Genomic DNA, 16,193 nt, shown 5'->3' on the forward strand with positions numbered 1-16,193 from the left:
CTCCGGGCGCGCCGCATTAGGCTGGTCGAGTGCCAGCCGACCCCGCCGTAGCCCAGCAGACCGTGATCGGTCTGCTCGGACCCGTGTCGGTCGATGGAGTCGAGGTGGCGGGCGTCCGCGCCAAGCGGCTGTTGACGTCGTTGGCACTCGCCGGCGGTCGCGCACGTACCGCCGACCGACTGATCGACGACGTCTGGGGCGACAGCCCACCCAAGTCGCCGCACGCCGCCTTGCATACCCAGATCTCCCGGCTGCGTCAGGTTCTCGGTGAGGCCACGATCCTCGGCGTCGGCAGTGGCTACCGACTCAACGGTGTCGTCACCGACGTCGAGCTCGTCGAGTCTTCGCTCGCCGGTGGGGATTCCGACGCGGTCGATCGTGCGGTCGAGCAGTGGCGCGGTCAGCCCGGCGAGGATCTCGGCGCCGACGACGATCTCGCCCGCACCCTTCGACGCCGCGCTGATCGCGCGTGGGCTCGCGTCGAAGAGCTGCGGGGCGCGCAGGCGTTGGCCGTCGGAGACTTCGCAACCGCACGGCACGTCGCCGAACAGCGTTGTGCCGCAGATCCGTTGGACGAGCAAGCGCATGTTCTGCTGATGCGGGCGCTGGCCGCCGACGGGCGCCGGGCCGACGCGCTGGCCGTGTTCGCCCGGCTACGACGTTCCCTGGCAACGGAATTGGGCGTCGATCCGGGGCCGCAGGCCGCCGCGCTGAACGTCGAACTGTTGGCCGACGAGCGATCGGTGGACGAGCAGGCACCCCGCGCGGGCCGGGCCGGGCGGGCTGTCGGACTGCGTGCCGAGTCGACGCCGCTGATCGGGCGGGACGACGACCTGGCCGGCATCGTCGACCTGCTCGATGCCCACCGCGTGGTGACGATCCTCGGCCCCGGCGGTGTCGGAAAGACGAGGATGGCCAATGCCGTGGGGAATGAGCTTGCGGCGCAGGGGAGGACGGTGTTCTTCGTGCCGCTGGCCTCGGTGCGCGACAACGCCGACGTCGTCGCGGTTCTCGCCGGGGCACTCGGCGTGGGCGAGACCGACCTCAGCGTCGGGGCGCGACCGCGCATCGCGGTCGGGGAACTCGCCGACCGGCTCGCCGACGCCGTACGCGGGCAGCAGGCGGTCCTGATTCTCGACAACTGTGAACAGGTCATCGACGCCTGCGCCGGGGTGATCGACGGACTGATCGCCGCCGAGCCGCGACTGGTCGTGGTGACCACCAGCCGCTCGCCGTTGCTGATAGCCGCCGAACAGGTGTATCCGTTGCCGGTGCTGGGTGTCGACGGGGCCGACTCGTCGGCCGTCGAGCTGTTCGGCATGCGGGCGCGGGCGGTACGGCCGACGGCAGATCTCCCGATGGACAAAGTCGCCGACCTCTGTGCGCACCTCGACGGGCTCCCGCTGGCGATCGAGCTTGCGGCAGCACGCATTCGGGTGATGACCGTCGACGAGATCCTCGCCCGGCTGACCGCCCGATTCGATCTGCTCCGCTCGGCGGACCGCACCAGGCCGGATCGGCATCGCACGCTGCACGCCGTGATCGAGTGGAGCTGGGATCTGCTCGACGACGACGCGCGGACCGCGCTGCGCTCGCTGTGCCGGTTCCCGGCGGGGTTTCGAACCTCGGCCGCGGGAGCCGTCCTGCGTCGCAGCGGACCGGAACTCGACGACGTGCTCGACTCGCTCGTCAACCAGTCACTGCTGGAAGTATCCGAGGTCGCCGGGCACGCCCGCTACCGAATGCTGGAGATGGTCCGCGAGTTCGGCGAGGAGAAGCTTGCCGAATCGGGCGACGGCGCTCGGATCGACGCGGCGATGGCAAGCTGGGCAACGGATTTCACCCGCTCGACGCGCCAGCGCTACGAGCAGTCCGCCGATCGCGAGATGTTGCTGTCGCTGGCCGCCGAAGTGGAGAATCTGGTGTGGGTGTTACGACGCTGCACCAGCGGAGCACCGGACACCGAGACCATCGTGTCGGTCTTTCCCGCCGTCGCGACCATCTGGGCGATGCAGGGCCTGCACGCTGAAGTGCGGTCGTGGGGTGTTCGAATCCTCGACGTATTGCCCACTCCGCCAACAGATCCCGACGACGACGCGCGTGAGCGCTGGCAGCTGACCGTGCTGCTGGCATGTGTTCACCTGTTGGTGATGCCGCAGCTGCGGCCGCTCGCCACCGCGCGCTACTACCTGCGTCGGCTGGCGCGTGCCGAGCTGTGCACGGAGTTGCCCGCCGAGTTTCTGAGTGCACTTCTGCTGTCCCGCAGTCCTTTCGGCGCGCTGCGAGTACTCGTCGACGGCACGGCGTCGACCAACCCGGACGTACGGCGGGCAGCTCTGTCGATTCGCATGAACCTGCGGGAGAACAACGCGAACCTCGACGGTGCGCTCGCCGACCACCTCGAAGTGTCGAAGATGGCCAAACACAGCGACCCGTGGTTGCAATCGATGTCCGATGTCAGCACCGCGAGCATCTTCGGGCAGCGCAAGGACTGGGCGACCGCGGTGTCGCTGTACCGGTCGGGGGTGGCGAATCTCGCCGTGATCGGGGCCGTCGAAGACGAGGCGCAGGCGCGGTCGTATCTGGTGATCACGTTGCTGGCCCTCGGTGAATTCGACGAAGCGCAGCGTGAACTCGACGTGCTCGCCGACGGCTGGACGCTCGACGACCCTGACCCGCAAGGCAATCCGGAGGCCGTCGCCGGCATGATGGTGTGCTTCGCCGAGTCGGCGAGGTTGCGGGGCGAGCCGAGTGCGGGCGTCTTCGTCCGGGCCGGTGAGCTGCTGGTGCGCGAGCACCCGGTCATCACCAGCGATCCCGGCGTGGGAATGGTGTTGGGCGCCATTGTGATCGGACTGGCGCTGACCGGTGCGAGCGCGACGGCCGAGCCGTTCGCCGGGGTGCTTGCCGAGGGGGTCGCGCACTCGTTCTCCGCCCTCGGCTGGCACGACCTGCCGCAGGCCGGAGTCACCGCGCTGGCGATCGGTCTGTTGCTGGCGGGTGACCCGAAGACCGCGATCGCGGGGGCGACCCTGTTCGCCATCGCCGATAAACTCAAAGCGCGGCAAGACTTTCCGGTTCTCGTGGAGGCGCTCGCCCGGCGCCGCGAGTTCGCCGTCGTCGACGACGCGACCTGGGAACGGATCCAGCTCGGCGTCGGACGGATGTCGCGGCGGCAGGCGATCGTGGAATTGCGCAATGTGCTGGCGGACAACGTGCGATGAGAAACCGATCGCCCCGTCGCACTGCCGACGACAGTCGGCAGCGAGACGAGGCGATCGGCGCTGAGGGCTACTTCGCGTTACGGATGTAGGCCCGCACCGCCAGTGGCGCGAAGACGGCGGTGATCACCGCGGCGCCGAGCAGACTCCACAGCACGTGCGTTCCCGCGTGACCGGTCGCGCACAGTTCGCGGACCGCCGATACCAAGTGGCTGACGGGGTTGACGTTGACGAATCCCTGCAACCAGCCCGGCATGGTGCTCACCGGGACGAAGGCGTTGGACATGAACGTCAACGGGAACATGATCAGCATCGAAATGCCTTGTACGGCAGAGGCCTTCTTCATCAGGCAGCCCATCAGGGCGAAGATCCAGGAGACCGCGAAACTGCAGACGATGACCAGCAGAGTGGACGCGATGACACCGATCGGGTCGGGCCGCCAGCCCATCGAGATGCCGACGGTGAACGTGATCAGCGTGGCGATGAGGTAGCGCACGACATCGGCGAGCAGCGCACCGGCCAGCGGTGAGATGCGGGCGATCGGAAGTGACCGGAACCGGTCGAAGACACCCTTGTCCATGTCTTCGCGAAGCTGCGTGCCGGTGACGATCGAGGTGACGATCACCGTCTGCACCAGGATGCCCGGGATGATCACCGGGAGGTAGGCGTGCACGTTGCCGCTGATCGCGCCGCCGAAGATGTAGGTGAACATCAGCGTGAAGATGATCGGTTGCAGCACAACGTCGAACAGCTGCTCGGGATTGTGCCGGATCTTCAACAGACCGCGGTATCCCATCGAAAACGACTGGCGCACGGTCTCGATGAGACTGACGGAGGTCTTCGCGTCGGCGCGGATCGCGGTGGTCGAGATGGCGGTGGGTTTGCGGGGTGGTTCGACGGTCGTGAGGGTGGTGGTCATGGTCAGTTCTCCTTGCCGGTGATGGTGAGGAAGACCTCGTCGAGGCTGGGCTTCTGCACGGAGATCTCTTCGATGGCGATGTCGTTGCGGCGCAACGCGATCAGGACGTCGGGGACGAGGTCGGGACGGTGCAGGTTGACGGTCACGCGCGACGCCTCCGGGCTGAGCGCGGCCGTTTCGCCGAGGACGGATTCGGCGATGCGGGCCACCGCCGGGGCGTCGGCGCGATCGGCCGGGGTGAGTTGCAGCGTCGACGTTCCGACCGATTGCTTGAGTTCGTCGGCCGTGCCGTCGGCGATGACCAGCCCGCGGTCGATGACGGCGATGCGGTCGGCGAGTTGGTCGGCTTCGTCGAGGTACTGGGTGGTGAGCAGGACGGTCGATCCGCCCGCGACGAGCTTGCGGATGGTGTCCCACATCTGCGCACGGGTGCGCGGATCGAGGCCCGTCGTCGGCTCGTCGAGGAACAGCAGCGGCGGCGTGTCGATGAGGCTCGCCGCCAGGTCGAGGCGGCGTCGCATACCGCCGGAGAACTGGTTCAGCGGCCGGTTGGCGGCTTCTTCCAGTCCGAAGTCGTGCAGCAATTCCTCAGTGCGAGAACGGCATTGCGCCCGGGACTTGCCGAGCAGACGGCCGAACAACATCAGATTCTGGCTGGCGGTGAGGTCCTCGTCGACCGAGGCGTACTGCCCGGTGACTCCGACCAGCGAGCGAACGGCCACGGCGTCGTCGACGACGTCGTAGCCGAACACCTTGGCCTCACCGGCGTCGGGCCGCAGCAGCGTGGCGAGCATGCTGACCGTCGTGGTCTTGCCCGCGCCGTTGGGGCCCAGGACGCCGTAGACGGATCCGGTGGGAACGGAGAGGTCGACGCCGTTGACGGCCCGGGTGGTGCCGAAGTGCTTGACGAGACCGTGGGCCTCGATGGCCAGGTCGGTGGAGTGGATGGGTTTGGGTTGGCGGTAGGCGCTGCGAGCGCTGTCGGTGACTGTCATGGACCACACTCTGCCGGGCCCCGCTGTCGTGGCACTGTCGTCGGCTTACGCGAGATGACACCACCTTGCGACTGGCACAATCTCTGCATGGCGAATGCGACGGGTTCGAGTACATCTCCCGCGGTGGGACGGGCCCTGGACATCCTCGTGCACCTGGCGCAGCGGCCGGGTCCGGTGCAGGCCGCGGCGCTCGCCCGCGATCTCGCACTGCCGAAATCGTCGGTCTACCACATTCTGTCGGTGCTGGTAGATCGTGGTTTTGTGGTGTACGTGCCGTCGATTCAAGCCTACGGTCTCGGTGTCACCACGTTCGAGATCGGTTCGGCGTATCTGCGTCACGAGCCGCTGGAACGGCTGGCGCAACCGATCTTGCACCGGCTGGCGACCCAGCTCGGTCAGGTGGTGCATCTGGGCATTCTGCAGGGCAACGAGACGCTCTATCTGCTCAAGGAACGACCGCACACCGGCCCGGCGGCCGAGGTCTCGTTGATCACCGACATCGGAGTCCGGTTGCCGTCGCAGCTGACGGCCAACGGTCGTGCCATTCTGGCCGGGCTGCCCGACGCGCAGGTGAAGGCGCTGTTCGCCAAGCGGGCCGACTTCGTGATCCGGACCGGTCGCGGCCCCCGGACGATGGCGGAACTGCGCCGGGTGCTGGTTCAGACGCGCGAGCGCGGATGGGCCGAGGAGACCGAGCTCGTGACCGTGGGTCTGCGGTCGGTCGGGGCTGCGGCGTTCGACCATAACGGGCGACCGGTCGCGGCGTTGAGCACGACCTGGCATCGCCACCTCGCTCTGCCCGACGCCGAGACCGTCGGCGAGGCGCTGCGCGCCGCAGCGGCACTACTCACCAAGCGCATCTCGGGGCACGCACCGCGCTAGTCGCGTGGTTTTCGACCCGGGTCTCGTATCCGAGAAGACCGGCGGCAGTGCCTGTCGAACTGCGCGCCGCACGAGTGTCATAGACAACACAACCACTGCTGCAAGGCAACCGAGCAAACGACAGGAGCATCACACAATGTCCGCTGACTTCACCACCGGCACACGACCCGTTCGAGCACCCCGGGGCACCGAATTGCACTGCCTCGGCTGGCAGCAAGAGGGCGCGATGCGGATGTTGATGAACAACCTCGACCCCGAGGTCGCCGAGCGACCCGAGGACCTGGTCGTCTACGGTGGCACCGGTCGGGCCGCGCGCAGCTGGAGGGCGTTCGACGCCATCGTCAACACTCTCAAGACGATGAAGGACGACGAGACCCTGCTGGTGCAGTCCGGCAAGCCGGTTGGAGTGTTCCGCACCAACGAATGGGCGCCGCGGGTGCTGCTGGCCAACTCCAACCTGGTCGGCGACTGGGCCGACTGGGAGCAGTTCCGCAAGCTCGAAGCCGACGGACTGACCATGTACGGCCAGATGACCGCCGGCTCGTGGATCTACATCGGCAGCCAGGGCATCCTGCAGGGCACCTACGAGACCTTCGGTGCGGTCGCCCGCAAGCGGTTCGGCGGCACCCTCGCCGGCACCATCACACTGACCGCGGGCATGGGCGGCATGGGTGGTGCACAGCCGCTGGCCGTCACCATGAACGACGGCGTGGCCATCTGCGTCGACGTCGACGAGACGCGCATCGATCGCCGCATCGACCACGGCTACATGGACACCAAGGCCGAAAACCTCGAAGCCGCACTGGCATTGGCGATCGAGAAGCGCGACGCCCGCGAGCCGCTGTCGATCGGTCTGGTCGGCAACGCGGCGGAGATCTTCCCCGCGCTGCTGGAGATGAAGGCACCGATCGACATCGTCACCGACCAGACGTCGGCGCACGACCCGCTGTCGTACCTGCCGATCGGCATCGACGTCGAGGACTGGCACCAGATGGCCGAGAAGGACGCCGTCTACTTCACCGAAGAGGCGCAGAAGTCGATGGCGGCACACGTCAAGGCGATGGTGGAGTTCAAGGACGCCGGCGCCGAGGTCTTCGACTACGGCAACTCGATCCGCGACGAAGCCCGCAAAGGCGGCTACGACCGCGCCTTCGAGTTCCCCGGCTTCGTCCCGGCCTACATCCGTCCGCTGTTCGAGGAGGGCCTCGGACCGTTCCGCTGGGCCGCGCTGTCGGGTGACCCCAAGGACATCGAGGCCACCGACAAGGCGATCCTCGAGCTGTTCCCGGAGAACGAGCACCTCGCCCGCTGGATCAAGATGGCAGGCGAGAAGGTCCACTTCGAGGGCCTGCCCGCACGTATCTGCTGGCTCGGCTACGGCGAGCGTCATCGCGCCGGCCTCAAGTTCAACGAGATGGTCGCCTCCGGCGAACTGTCGGCGCCGCTGGCGATCGGCCGCGACCACCTCGACTCCGGGTCGGTGGCCTCGCCGTACCGCGAGACCGAGGCGATGGCCGACGGCTCCGACGCGATCGCGGACTGGCCGCTGCTCAACGCGCTGGTCAACACCGCGTCGGGCGCATCGTGGGTCTCCATCCACCACGGTGGCGGCGTCGGCATCGGCCGCTCCATCCACGCCGGTCAGGTGTGCATCGCCGACGGCACCCCGCTGGCCGCGCAGAAGCTCGAGCGCGTCCTCACCAACGACCCCGGCATGGGCGTGATCCGTCACGTCGACGCCGGTTACGACCACGCCGCCGACGTCGCCGCCGAGCGTGGTGTCCGCATCCCCATGGCCGAGCAGGAAGGCTGAGAGAGTTGAACAGCTCGTGGACCGTCATCGACAACATCGCGACGTTGGTCACCAACGATCCGACTGTCGGTGACGGCACCCTCGGCGTACTGCGCGACGCGGCCGTCGTCATCGGCGACGGCGTCGTGCAGTGGGTCGGACCGTGCTCGGCGATCCCCGAGGGCGCGGCCGGCGACCGGCACGACGCGGGTGGCCGGGCAGTGCTGCCCGGATTCGTCGACAGTCACTCGCACATGGTGTTCGGCGGCGATCGCGCCGAGGAGTTCGCGGCCCGGATGACCGGCTCCGAGTACAAGGCGGGCGGCATCCGCACCACCATCGCGGCAACGCGCGCCGCATCCGACGCCGAGCTGAGCGCCAACATGGGCCGACTCGTCGCCGAGGCGGCGGCGTCGGGCACCACGACGGTCGAATGCAAGTCGGGCTACGGCCAGACCGTCGTCGACGAGCGGCGCAGCCTCGACGTCGCGGCGGGACACACCGCCGAGACCACGTTGCTCGCCGCGCATGTGACACCGCCGGAATACGCTGGGCGCGTTGATGATTACGTCGCGATGGTCGTCGACGAGATGATCCCCGCCTGCGCCGACGGTGCCCGCTGGATCGACGTGTTCTGTGAGAAGGGTGCGTTCGACGTCGATCAGTCCCGAGCGGTTCTGCAGGCCGGCATGGCCGCCGGCCTCACCCCGCGGGTGCACGGCAACCAGCTCACCTACGGCGCAGGCGTGCAACTGGCCGTCGAACTCGGTGCGGCTTCGGTCGACCATGTCACCTACACCACCGACGCCGACATCGAGGCGCTCGCCGCCGGCGACACCGTCGCCACGGTGCTTCCCGGCGCCGACTTCTGCACGCGCAACCAGTATCCGAATGCGCGCGGCATGATCGACGCCGGCGTGACGGTGGCCCTGGCCGCGGACTGCAATCCCGGAACGTGCTACACCACCAGCATCCCGTTCTGTATCGCACTGGCCGTACGCGACATGCGGATGAGTCCGGACGAGGCCGTCTGGGCGGCCACCGCGGGCGGCGCGGCGTCGTTGCGGCGCACCGACATCGGTGCGCTGCGGGTGGGTATGCGAGCCGACCTGACCATGCTGAACGCGCCGTCCTATCTGCACCTGGCCTACCGGCCGGGGGTGCAGTTGGTCGGCGCCGTCTACAAGGACGGAGTACTGCTGTGACAGCCGACCGACCCGCGGCGCCCTGGACCGGTCGCGACGACGGCCCGGGCGTCGAACATCTGCGGTGGCACAACACGATCGAACCCCTGTCGGGTCCTGCCGAATCCGGTGCCAATGTCGTCATCGGATTCAGCAGTGACGCGGGCGTGGCCCGTAACAAGGGCCGCGTCGGGGCGGCCGCAGGTCCGGCGTCGCTTCGAAAAGCGCTGGGCGGCATGGCGTTAGCCGAGCCGATCCGACTCTTCGACGCCGGCGACGTCGTCGTCGGCTCCGACGCCGACCTGGAGGCGGGGCAGGAACGACTCGGTGCGACCGTCGCCGAACAGCTCGACGCCGGGGCGTTCGTCACCGTGCTTGGCGGAGGTCACGAGGTGGCCTTCGCCAGCTACCGCGGCGCCGCGCAATCCCGGGCGGTGCAGGGCGGCAAGCGATTCGGTGTGCTGAACCTGGACGCTCATTTCGATCTCCGATCGGATGCGCGGCCGAGTTCGGGCACGCCGTTCCGGCAGATGGCCGAGCTCGAGTCGGCCGCCGGACGAGACTTCCGCTACGCGGTCGTCGGGATCTCGCAGCCGAGCAACACCGCGGCACTGTTCGCGACCGCGGACCGGCTCGGCGTGCGCTACCTGCTCGACGAGGACTGCACTACCTCGAACGTCGCAGGCGTGGACGCGTTCGTGTCGGATTTCCTGGCCGACGTCGACGTGCTGTACCTGACCATCGATCTCGACGTCCTGCCCGCGGGGGTCGCCCCCGGAGTGAGTGCACCGGCGGCGTGTGGCGTTGCCCTCGAAGTGATTTCGCATGTCTGCGACGCCGTCGCGGCGAGCAGAAAACTGATGTTGCTCGACGTCGCCGAGCTCAACCCCGAGCTCGACATCGACAGCCGAACCGCGCGCACCGCCGCGCGGCTCATCCACCGCGCCGTGACCCGGCGCGTCATCTGAACTGACCAACCACCCCATCGAAGGGAGCAACAGAACAATGAGCACCGCAGAGAACCCAGTGATCGTCGGCATCGGTCCGGTAAGCCATGAGGATGTCGTCCGGGTGGCCCGCCACGGCGCCCCGGTCCGGCTGTCGGACGAGTCCGTCGCGGCGATGGACGAGACCCGTCGCCACATCGAGTCGCTTGCGCAGTCGCCCACACCGGTCTACGGCGTGTCGACCGGGTTCGGTGCGCTGGCGACCAAGCACATTCCGATGGAGATGCGTACGCAGTTGCAGCGCAGCCTGATCCGGTCCCATGCGGCAGGCAACGGTCCGGAGGTGGAACGTGAGGTCATCCGCGCGCTCATGCTGTTGCGTCTGTCGACGCTGACCACCGGACGCACCGGCATCCGCTCGGTGGTCGCGCAGACCTACGCCGCGCTGCTGTCGGCGGGGATCACCCCGATCGTGCACGAGTACGGCAGTCTCGGCTGCTCGGGTGACCTCGCCCCGTTGGCCCACGTCGCGCTGGCAGTGATCGGCGAAGGCGAGGTCCGCGATGCGGACGGTGTAAAGCGTTCCGCCGCAGATGCTTTGGCGGCCGCTGGGATCGAGCCGGTGGTGCTCGCCGAGAAGGAGGGCCTGGCCCTCATCAACGGCACCGACGGCATGCTCGGCACGCTGGTGATGGCATGCCACGATCTGCACCGTCTGCTCAAGCTCGCCGACGTCACCGCGGCGATGAGCGTCGAAGGTCTGATGGGCACCGACCAGGTGTTCGCCGCCGATCTACAGGCGCTGCGGCCGCAGCCGGGGCAAGCCGTGTCGGCCTCGAATATCAGTCGGATGCTCGCCGATTCGCCGATCGTGGCAAGTCACCGCCACGACGACGGGTGTTCGATCGTGCAGGACGCGTACTCGTTGCGGTGTGCCCCGTCGGTCCACGGCGGTGCCCGTGACACCCTCGCGCACGCGTATCTGATCGCGTCGAACGAGTTGGCCTCCGCGGTCGACAACCCGGTGGTCACGCTCGACGGTCGAGTCGAATCGAACGGCAACTTCCACGGGGCGCCCGTCGCGTACGTGCTGGACTTCCTCGCGATCGTCGCCGCCGACGTCGCCAGCATGAGCGAACGTCGCACCGACCGTTTCCTCGACAAGGCACGCAGCCACGGCCTTCCGCCGTTCCTGGCCGACGACCCCGGCGTCGACAGCGGCCACATGATCGCGCAGTACACGCAGGCCGCGATCGTCTCCGAGCTCAAGCGGCTCGCGGCTCCCGCGAGCGTCGACTCGATCCCCTCGTCGGCGATGCAGGAGGATCACGTCTCGATGGGATGGTCGGGTGCGCGCAAGCTGCGCAAGGTGATCGACGGGCTGACCCGCGTACTCGCGATCGAGGCGCTGACCGCGGCGCGCGGGCTCGATCTGCGCGCACCGCTGGTGCCGTCACCTGCCACGTCGGCGGTGGTCGCGGCGATTCGCGAGAAGGTCGCCGGCCCCGGCGTCGACCGCTGGCTGGCACCGGAGATCGAGGCAGTCGTCGGGCTCGCTGCCGCCGGCACGCTGGTGACCAGCGCCGAGGCCGTGACCGGGTCACTCGGATAAGCTGATCGCAAAACACCGCCCCACCTGACGGTGGGGCGGTGTTTTCGTGTGTGGTTTTCGTATGCGCGATCGGGCGGGCGAGCGCCTTTCATCGTCTCGGTTCCGAGAATGGGGCTCAATGTTCCACGAGTCGCCCGGCCTGACCAATAGCGTTGACACTCATGGAGAAGTCGGTCAAAGGTGCCCGGCGGCTTCGCGTATCGGCGCTCGCCGGTGTCGCGAATCCGTCATATCAACGGTTGGACACGTGGAACCTGCTCGACGATGCGAGTCGCAAACTGGTGGCCGTGCATCGCGCCGGGCTCGACACGAGCAGCGACGTCATGCGCGTGCGTCGGCTGCTCTACCGCCTGAGCACTTACGAGCGCTATTGGCTCTATCCCGGACCCGACCGGGTGGAACGGTACGGCCGCTACCTCGACGACATGGAGACCGAGCGATTGGCCGACCAGGTCAATCTGGCGGCCCGGCTGCTCGCCGAGTACGGCGACCGGGCGGCACTGTTCGACGAGGCCTCGGCTCTCGACGACCAGGAGCTCATCGCTCGCGCGCGCCAGCAGCAGTTCTACACGGTGCTCCTCGCCGACGACTCCCGCGGTCCGGAGAGTCTGGCTGACGCGCTGCGGGCGCTGCGCAGCCCGGCCGACGACGTGCAGATCGAACTGCTGGTGGTGACCAGCGTCGAAGACGCCATCTGCGCGGTCGCCTTGAACGGAGAGATCCAGACCGCGATCATCCGGCACGACCTGACCCTCCGGTCGAGCGCGCGCCTGCCGATGATGAACTCGCTGCTCGGCGTGCTCGACGATTCGGTGGCCACCGACCGCACCTACGACTGGGTGGAGTGCGGTGAGTGGATCCGCGAACTTCGCCCGCACATCGACATGTACCTGCTCACCGACGAGTCGGTGGCCGCCGTCGCCGACCGTGACGGTGATCTCTACGACCGTACGTTCTACCGCCTCAACGACGCGACGGACCTGTACAGCACGGTGCTGCACGGCATCCGAAGCCGTTTCGCCACGCCGTTCTTCGACGCCCTGCGTGCGTACGCGGCGGAGCCGGTGGGACAGTTCCATGCGCTTCCGGTGGCGCGCGGGTCGAGTATCTTCAACTCGCGTTCGCTGACCGACATGGGCGAGTTCTACGGACGCAACATCTTCATGGCGGAGACGTCGTCGACGTCGGGCGGGCTCGACTCGCTCCTGGACCCGCACGGCGCGCTCAAAGAGGCGATGACCAAGGCCGCGCGGACCTGGAACGCCAAGCAGACGTACTTCGCGACCAACGGGACGTCGACGGCGAACAAGATCGTCGTGCAGTCGCTGACCCGGCCCGGCGACATCGTGCTGATCGACCGCAACTGTCACAAGTCGCATCACTACGGGCTGGTCCTCGCCGGCGCGTGTCCGCTGTATCTGGACGCGTATCCTCTTGAGCCGCTTGCCATTTACGGTGCGGTATCGCTCTCGACGATCAAGAAGGCGTTGCTCGACCTCGAAGCGGCCGGACAGCTGCACCGGGTGCGGATGCTGTTGTTGACCAACTGCACATTCGACGGTGTGGTCTACAACCCGCGTCGGGTGATGGAGGAGGTGCTGGCCATCAAGCCCGACATCTGCTTCCTCTGGGACGAGGCGTGGTACGCGTTTGCGACGGCGGTGCCGTGGGCGCGGCAGCGTACCGCGATGGTTGCCGCCGAGCAGCTCGAGGAGATGGTCGCGTCCGAGCGGTACCGGCACGAGTACGAGGCGTGGAAGGAGTCGATGGTCGACGTCGACCGCTCGCAGTGGGTGACCCACCGGCTGCTGCCCGACCCGGACAAGGCGAGGGTACGCGTGTACGCGACGCATTCGACGCACAAATCGTTGTCGGCGCTGCGGCAGGCATCGATGATCCACATACGTGACCAGGATTTCAACGCGTTGGCGCGGGATTCGTTCGGCGAGGCGTTCCTGACGCACACCTCGACGTCGCCCAATCAGCAGTTGCTGGCGTCGCTCGATCTGGCCCGACGCCAGGTGGACATCGAGGGCTTCCTGATGGTGCGCACGGCCTACAACATGGCGTTGACGTTCCGGCATCGGGTCCGCAGCGACAAGTCGATTCGCAAGTGGTTCAACATCATCGACCAAGCCGAACTCATCCCCGGCGAGTTCCGCGGGGCGAAAGTGCAGTCGTATCGGCAGGTCGGGCTCGGCGAGATGGAGGCGTGGAACGCGGCGTGGCGCTCCGACGAATTCGTGCTGGATCCCACGCGAGTCACTCTGTTCATCGGCCGAACCGGCATGAACGGCTTCGACTTCCGCGAGAAGGTGCTGATGGAACGATTCGGCATCCAGATCAACAAGACGTCGATCAACAGTGTGTTGCTGATCTTCACGATCGGGGCTACGTGGTCGAGTGTGCACTACCTCCTCGACGCACTGCGGCGGATTGCCGCCACGCTCGACGCCGAGGCCGCCAGTGCCAGCGCGGCCGATCGTGCGCTGCAACGCCGCAAGATCATCGAGATCACCGAGGATCTCCCCGCGCTACCCGACTTCAGCCGGTTCGCCGATGTGTTCCGGCCGGCGCCGGGCTCGACGTTCGGTGACATGCGGACCGCGTTCTACGCGGGGTACGAGAGCAATGACCGCGAGTATGTGTCGCTCGGGCAGGCGGGGCGTCGGATCGCCGACGGAGCCACCCTGGTGTCGACCACATTCGTGGTTCCGTATCCGCCGGGATTTCCGGTTCTCGTTCCGGGACAAGAGGTTTCGAAGGAGATTCTGTATTTCATGGCGCAACTCGATGTAAAGGAGATCCACGGGTACAACCCGGAACTCGGGTTGTCGGTGTTCACGCAGGAGGCGATGGAGCGGTTCGCGGCGCAGGCATGATTCTGCTGTGAGCAGAGCGCCGGTCCGCGGCCGCGACGCCGGGCTAGGCTCCGAAGGTATGGAACCCGCGCGCGAACCGATGGAGCTCGAATCACTGTGGCGTGAAGTGCTCGGCGAGTACTTGCGCAGCGAACGCAAGAAGCAGCGTCGAATCCTGACCGAGGTCGCCGCGGTGGCGGGTGTGTCGCCGCAGTACCTCTCGGAAATCGAGCGCGGACGCAAGGAACCGTCGTCGGAGATTCTGGCGGCGGTCACCGGTGCCCTCGGGTTGACGTTGTTCGACGTCACCGCGGGTATCGCGACGCAGCTGGCGTCGAGTCGGGAGGTTGCGGTGATCACGTCGACCGGCAGTCCGGTGCGTTCGTCGGTGCCGGCGTCGTCGGGCCGAGTGCAGTTGCGGCTGGTGGCTTAGGACACCGGTGGCTTAGGAAACCCGAGCGCGCCTGCGATTACCGCGTCGAAGTGACGAAGTCCGCGATGCCGTACGCGACGGCCGCTTGCGCGGGAAGGATGAGATCCCGGTCGGTGTCGCACCTGAGGGTTTGCGGGTCCTTTCCGGTGTGCTGGGCCAGGATGTCTTCGAGCTGACCTCGGATGCGAACCACCTCGTCGGCGTGAATGATGAGGTCGGGGATGGTGCCCTGGCCTTGAATCGACGGCTGGTGAAGAACGACGCGGCCGTGCGTGAGGATCGATCGAGCACCCCGCGCGCCGCCGGCGAGCAGCACGGCCGCCGGTCCACCCGCCTGGCCGACACAGGTAGTGGTGACGTCGGGGCGCAGATACTGCATGGTGTCGTAGACGGCGAGCATCGCCGACGGCGAGCCGCCGGGTGAGTTGATGTAGAGGTTGATGGGCAGGTCGGGGCTGTCGGACTCCAGGTGCAGCATCTGGGCGATGAGCGAATTGGCGACACCGTCGTCGATCTCGGTGCCGAGGTAGACGATGCGATCGGACAGCAGGCGACTGTAGACGTCGAGCGAGCGTTCACCGTGGATCGTGCGCTCGGTGACGTAGGGGATTGTGTAGCTTGTCATTTCGCTGTTCCGATCATGGCGGCGGGACGATGCGCGGCTGGGTAGATGGCGGTGACGTCGGAGACGATGTGGTCGGCGAATCCGTAGTCGACGGCCTCCTCGGCGGTGTACCAGTGGTCGTGCTGCGAGTCGTCGACGATGCGCTGCACTGGCTGGCCGGTGAAGCGGGCGATCAGTGCGAGGACGGTGTCGCGGGTGTGGCGCAGATCGTCGGCCTGCACTTCGACGTCGACCGCGGTGCCGCCGATGCCGGCCGAGCCCTGATGCATGAGGATGCGCGCGTGCGGGAGCACGTAACGCTTGCCGTTCGTGCCTGCCGACAGGAGAAACTGGCCCGCGCTGGCGGCGGTTCCGAGCGCGACGGTGGCGACGTCGTTCGGGATGAGCGAGATGACGTCGGCGATCGACAGCATGGCCGGAACCGAGCCGCCGGGGGAATTGATCCACAAGCTGATGTCTTTGCGCGGATCTTGCGCCGATAGGAGCAGCAGTTGACTGGTCAGGCGATTGCCCAGGTTGGCGTCGAGCTGATCGCCGAGGACGATCACCCGTTGGTGAAAGAGACTGGAGCGCAGGTCGTCGTCGAGGGTGGTGTCGGTGTTTTCGGTCATGCGTCGAGACTGCACGAGAGTGGTTGTGCGGCATAGGTTCTGCTGCTGTGGGTGGATCTGCTGTGGGCGGCGGAGCACCGGCTCACAGGAACTGCTCGGGAAACGGTCGGG

General features: G+C 67.3%; 12 protein-coding genes. 8 read left to right on the top strand and 4 right to left on the bottom strand.

The window, feature by feature from the left end; genetic code table 11:
* Positions 1 to 29 precede the first annotated feature (29 nt).
* Positions 30 to 3,224, top strand: coding sequence for an AfsR/SARP family transcriptional regulator (locus HH308_RS14015; protein WP_170194836.1), 3,195 nt, complete (start codon positions 30 to 32; stop codon positions 3,222 to 3,224).
* A gap of 67 nt (positions 3,225 to 3,291) precedes the next feature.
* Here HH308_RS14015 and HH308_RS14020 read toward each other — a convergent pair whose 3' ends face one another.
* Entirely contained in the window at positions 3,292 to 4,140 is an 849-nt protein-coding gene (locus HH308_RS14020; RefSeq protein ID WP_170194837.1) for an ABC transporter permease, read from the bottom strand.
* A 2-nt stretch (positions 4,141 to 4,142) separates the two neighbouring features.
* Positions 4,143 to 5,135 (bottom strand): ATP-binding cassette domain-containing protein, encoded by a 993-nt coding sequence (locus HH308_RS14025; RefSeq protein WP_170194838.1) that lies wholly within the window; start codon positions 5,133 to 5,135, stop codon positions 4,143 to 4,145.
* A gap of 87 nt (positions 5,136 to 5,222) precedes the next feature.
* Between HH308_RS14025 and HH308_RS14030 the strand changes: the two genes are divergently transcribed.
* The 7 genes from HH308_RS14030 to HH308_RS14060 all read left to right on the top strand — a co-directional run bounded on the left by HH308_RS14030 (position 5,223) and on the right by HH308_RS14060 (position 14,846).
* Positions 5,223 to 6,017 carry an IclR family transcriptional regulator gene (locus HH308_RS14030; RefSeq protein WP_170194839.1) on the top strand — a complete coding sequence of 265 codons (795 nt, stop codon included), beginning with the start codon at positions 5,223 to 5,225 and terminating at the stop codon, positions 6,015 to 6,017.
* A 136-nt stretch (positions 6,018 to 6,153) separates the two neighbouring features.
* On the top strand, positions 6,154 to 7,830 hold the full coding sequence (hutU, locus tag HH308_RS14035) for a urocanate hydratase (RefSeq protein WP_170194840.1): 1,677 nt from the start codon (positions 6,154 to 6,156) through the stop codon (positions 7,828 to 7,830).
* A gap of 5 nt (positions 7,831 to 7,835) precedes the next feature.
* The gene (gene hutI / locus HH308_RS14040; protein ID WP_170194841.1) at positions 7,836 to 9,014 is read left to right on the top strand and encodes an imidazolonepropionase; all 1,179 of its coding nucleotides are present in this window, start codon (positions 7,836 to 7,838) and stop codon (positions 9,012 to 9,014) included.
* Positions 9,011 to 9,961 carry a formimidoylglutamase gene (gene hutG / locus HH308_RS14045; RefSeq protein WP_170194842.1) on the top strand — a complete coding sequence of 317 codons (951 nt, stop codon included), beginning with the start codon at positions 9,011 to 9,013 and terminating at the stop codon, positions 9,959 to 9,961. Before hutI ends, hutG begins: the two co-directional genes overlap by 4 nt.
* Positions 9,962 to 9,998: 37 nt before the next feature.
* Positions 9,999 to 11,552 carry a histidine ammonia-lyase gene (hutH, locus tag HH308_RS14050; protein WP_170194843.1) on the top strand — a complete coding sequence of 518 codons (1,554 nt, stop codon included), beginning with the start codon at positions 9,999 to 10,001 and terminating at the stop codon, positions 11,550 to 11,552.
* 161 nt (positions 11,553 to 11,713) lie between these two features.
* The gene (locus HH308_RS14055) at positions 11,714 to 14,434 is read left to right on the top strand and encodes an aminotransferase class I/II-fold pyridoxal phosphate-dependent enzyme (RefSeq protein ID WP_170194844.1); all 2,721 of its coding nucleotides are present in this window, start codon (positions 11,714 to 11,716) and stop codon (positions 14,432 to 14,434) included.
* Positions 14,435 to 14,441: 7 nt separating this feature from the next.
* The gene (locus tag HH308_RS14060; protein ID WP_446684917.1) at positions 14,442 to 14,846 is read left to right on the top strand and encodes a helix-turn-helix domain-containing protein; all 405 of its coding nucleotides are present in this window, start codon (positions 14,442 to 14,444) and stop codon (positions 14,844 to 14,846) included.
* Between the two features lie 37 nt (positions 14,847 to 14,883).
* On the opposite strand, the gene HH308_RS14065 is transcribed toward HH308_RS14060, so the two are convergent.
* Entirely contained in the window at positions 14,884 to 15,471 is a 588-nt protein-coding gene (locus HH308_RS14065) for a ClpP family protease (RefSeq protein WP_170194845.1), read from the bottom strand.
* Positions 15,468 to 16,082, bottom strand: coding sequence for a ClpP family protease (locus HH308_RS14070; protein ID WP_170194846.1), 615 nt, complete (start codon positions 16,080 to 16,082; stop codon positions 15,468 to 15,470). Before HH308_RS14070 ends, HH308_RS14065 begins: the two co-directional genes overlap by 4 nt.
* Between the last annotated feature and the right edge of the window lie 111 nt (positions 16,083 to 16,193).

Origin of the sequence: Gordonia asplenii, assembly GCF_012933505.1 — a bacterium.
In the GTDB taxonomy this organism is placed as follows: Bacteria; Actinomycetota; Actinomycetes; order Mycobacteriales; family Mycobacteriaceae; genus Gordonia; species Gordonia asplenii.

Coding starts and splice junctions, on each gene's coding strand:
- hutH (WP_170194843.1), top strand. CDS start 9,999: ATGAGCACCGCAGAGAACCCAGTGATCGTCGGCATCGGTCCGGTAAGC.
- HH308_RS14020 (WP_170194837.1), bottom strand. CDS start 4,140: ATGACCACCACCCTCACGACCGTCGAACCACCCCGCAAACCCACCGCC.
- HH308_RS14065 (WP_170194845.1), bottom strand. CDS start 15,471: ATGACAAGCTACACAATCCCCTACGTCACCGAGCGCACGATCCACGGT.
- HH308_RS14030 (WP_170194839.1), top strand. CDS start 5,223: ATGGCGAATGCGACGGGTTCGAGTACATCTCCCGCGGTGGGACGGGCC.
- HH308_RS14055 (WP_170194844.1), top strand. CDS start 11,714: ATGGAGAAGTCGGTCAAAGGTGCCCGGCGGCTTCGCGTATCGGCGCTC.
- hutU (WP_170194840.1), top strand. CDS start 6,154: ATGTCCGCTGACTTCACCACCGGCACACGACCCGTTCGAGCACCCCGG.
- HH308_RS14070 (WP_170194846.1), bottom strand. CDS start 16,082: ATGACCGAAAACACCGACACCACCCTCGACGACGACCTGCGCTCCAGT.
- HH308_RS14025 (WP_170194838.1), bottom strand. CDS start 5,135: ATGACAGTCACCGACAGCGCTCGCAGCGCCTACCGCCAACCCAAACCC.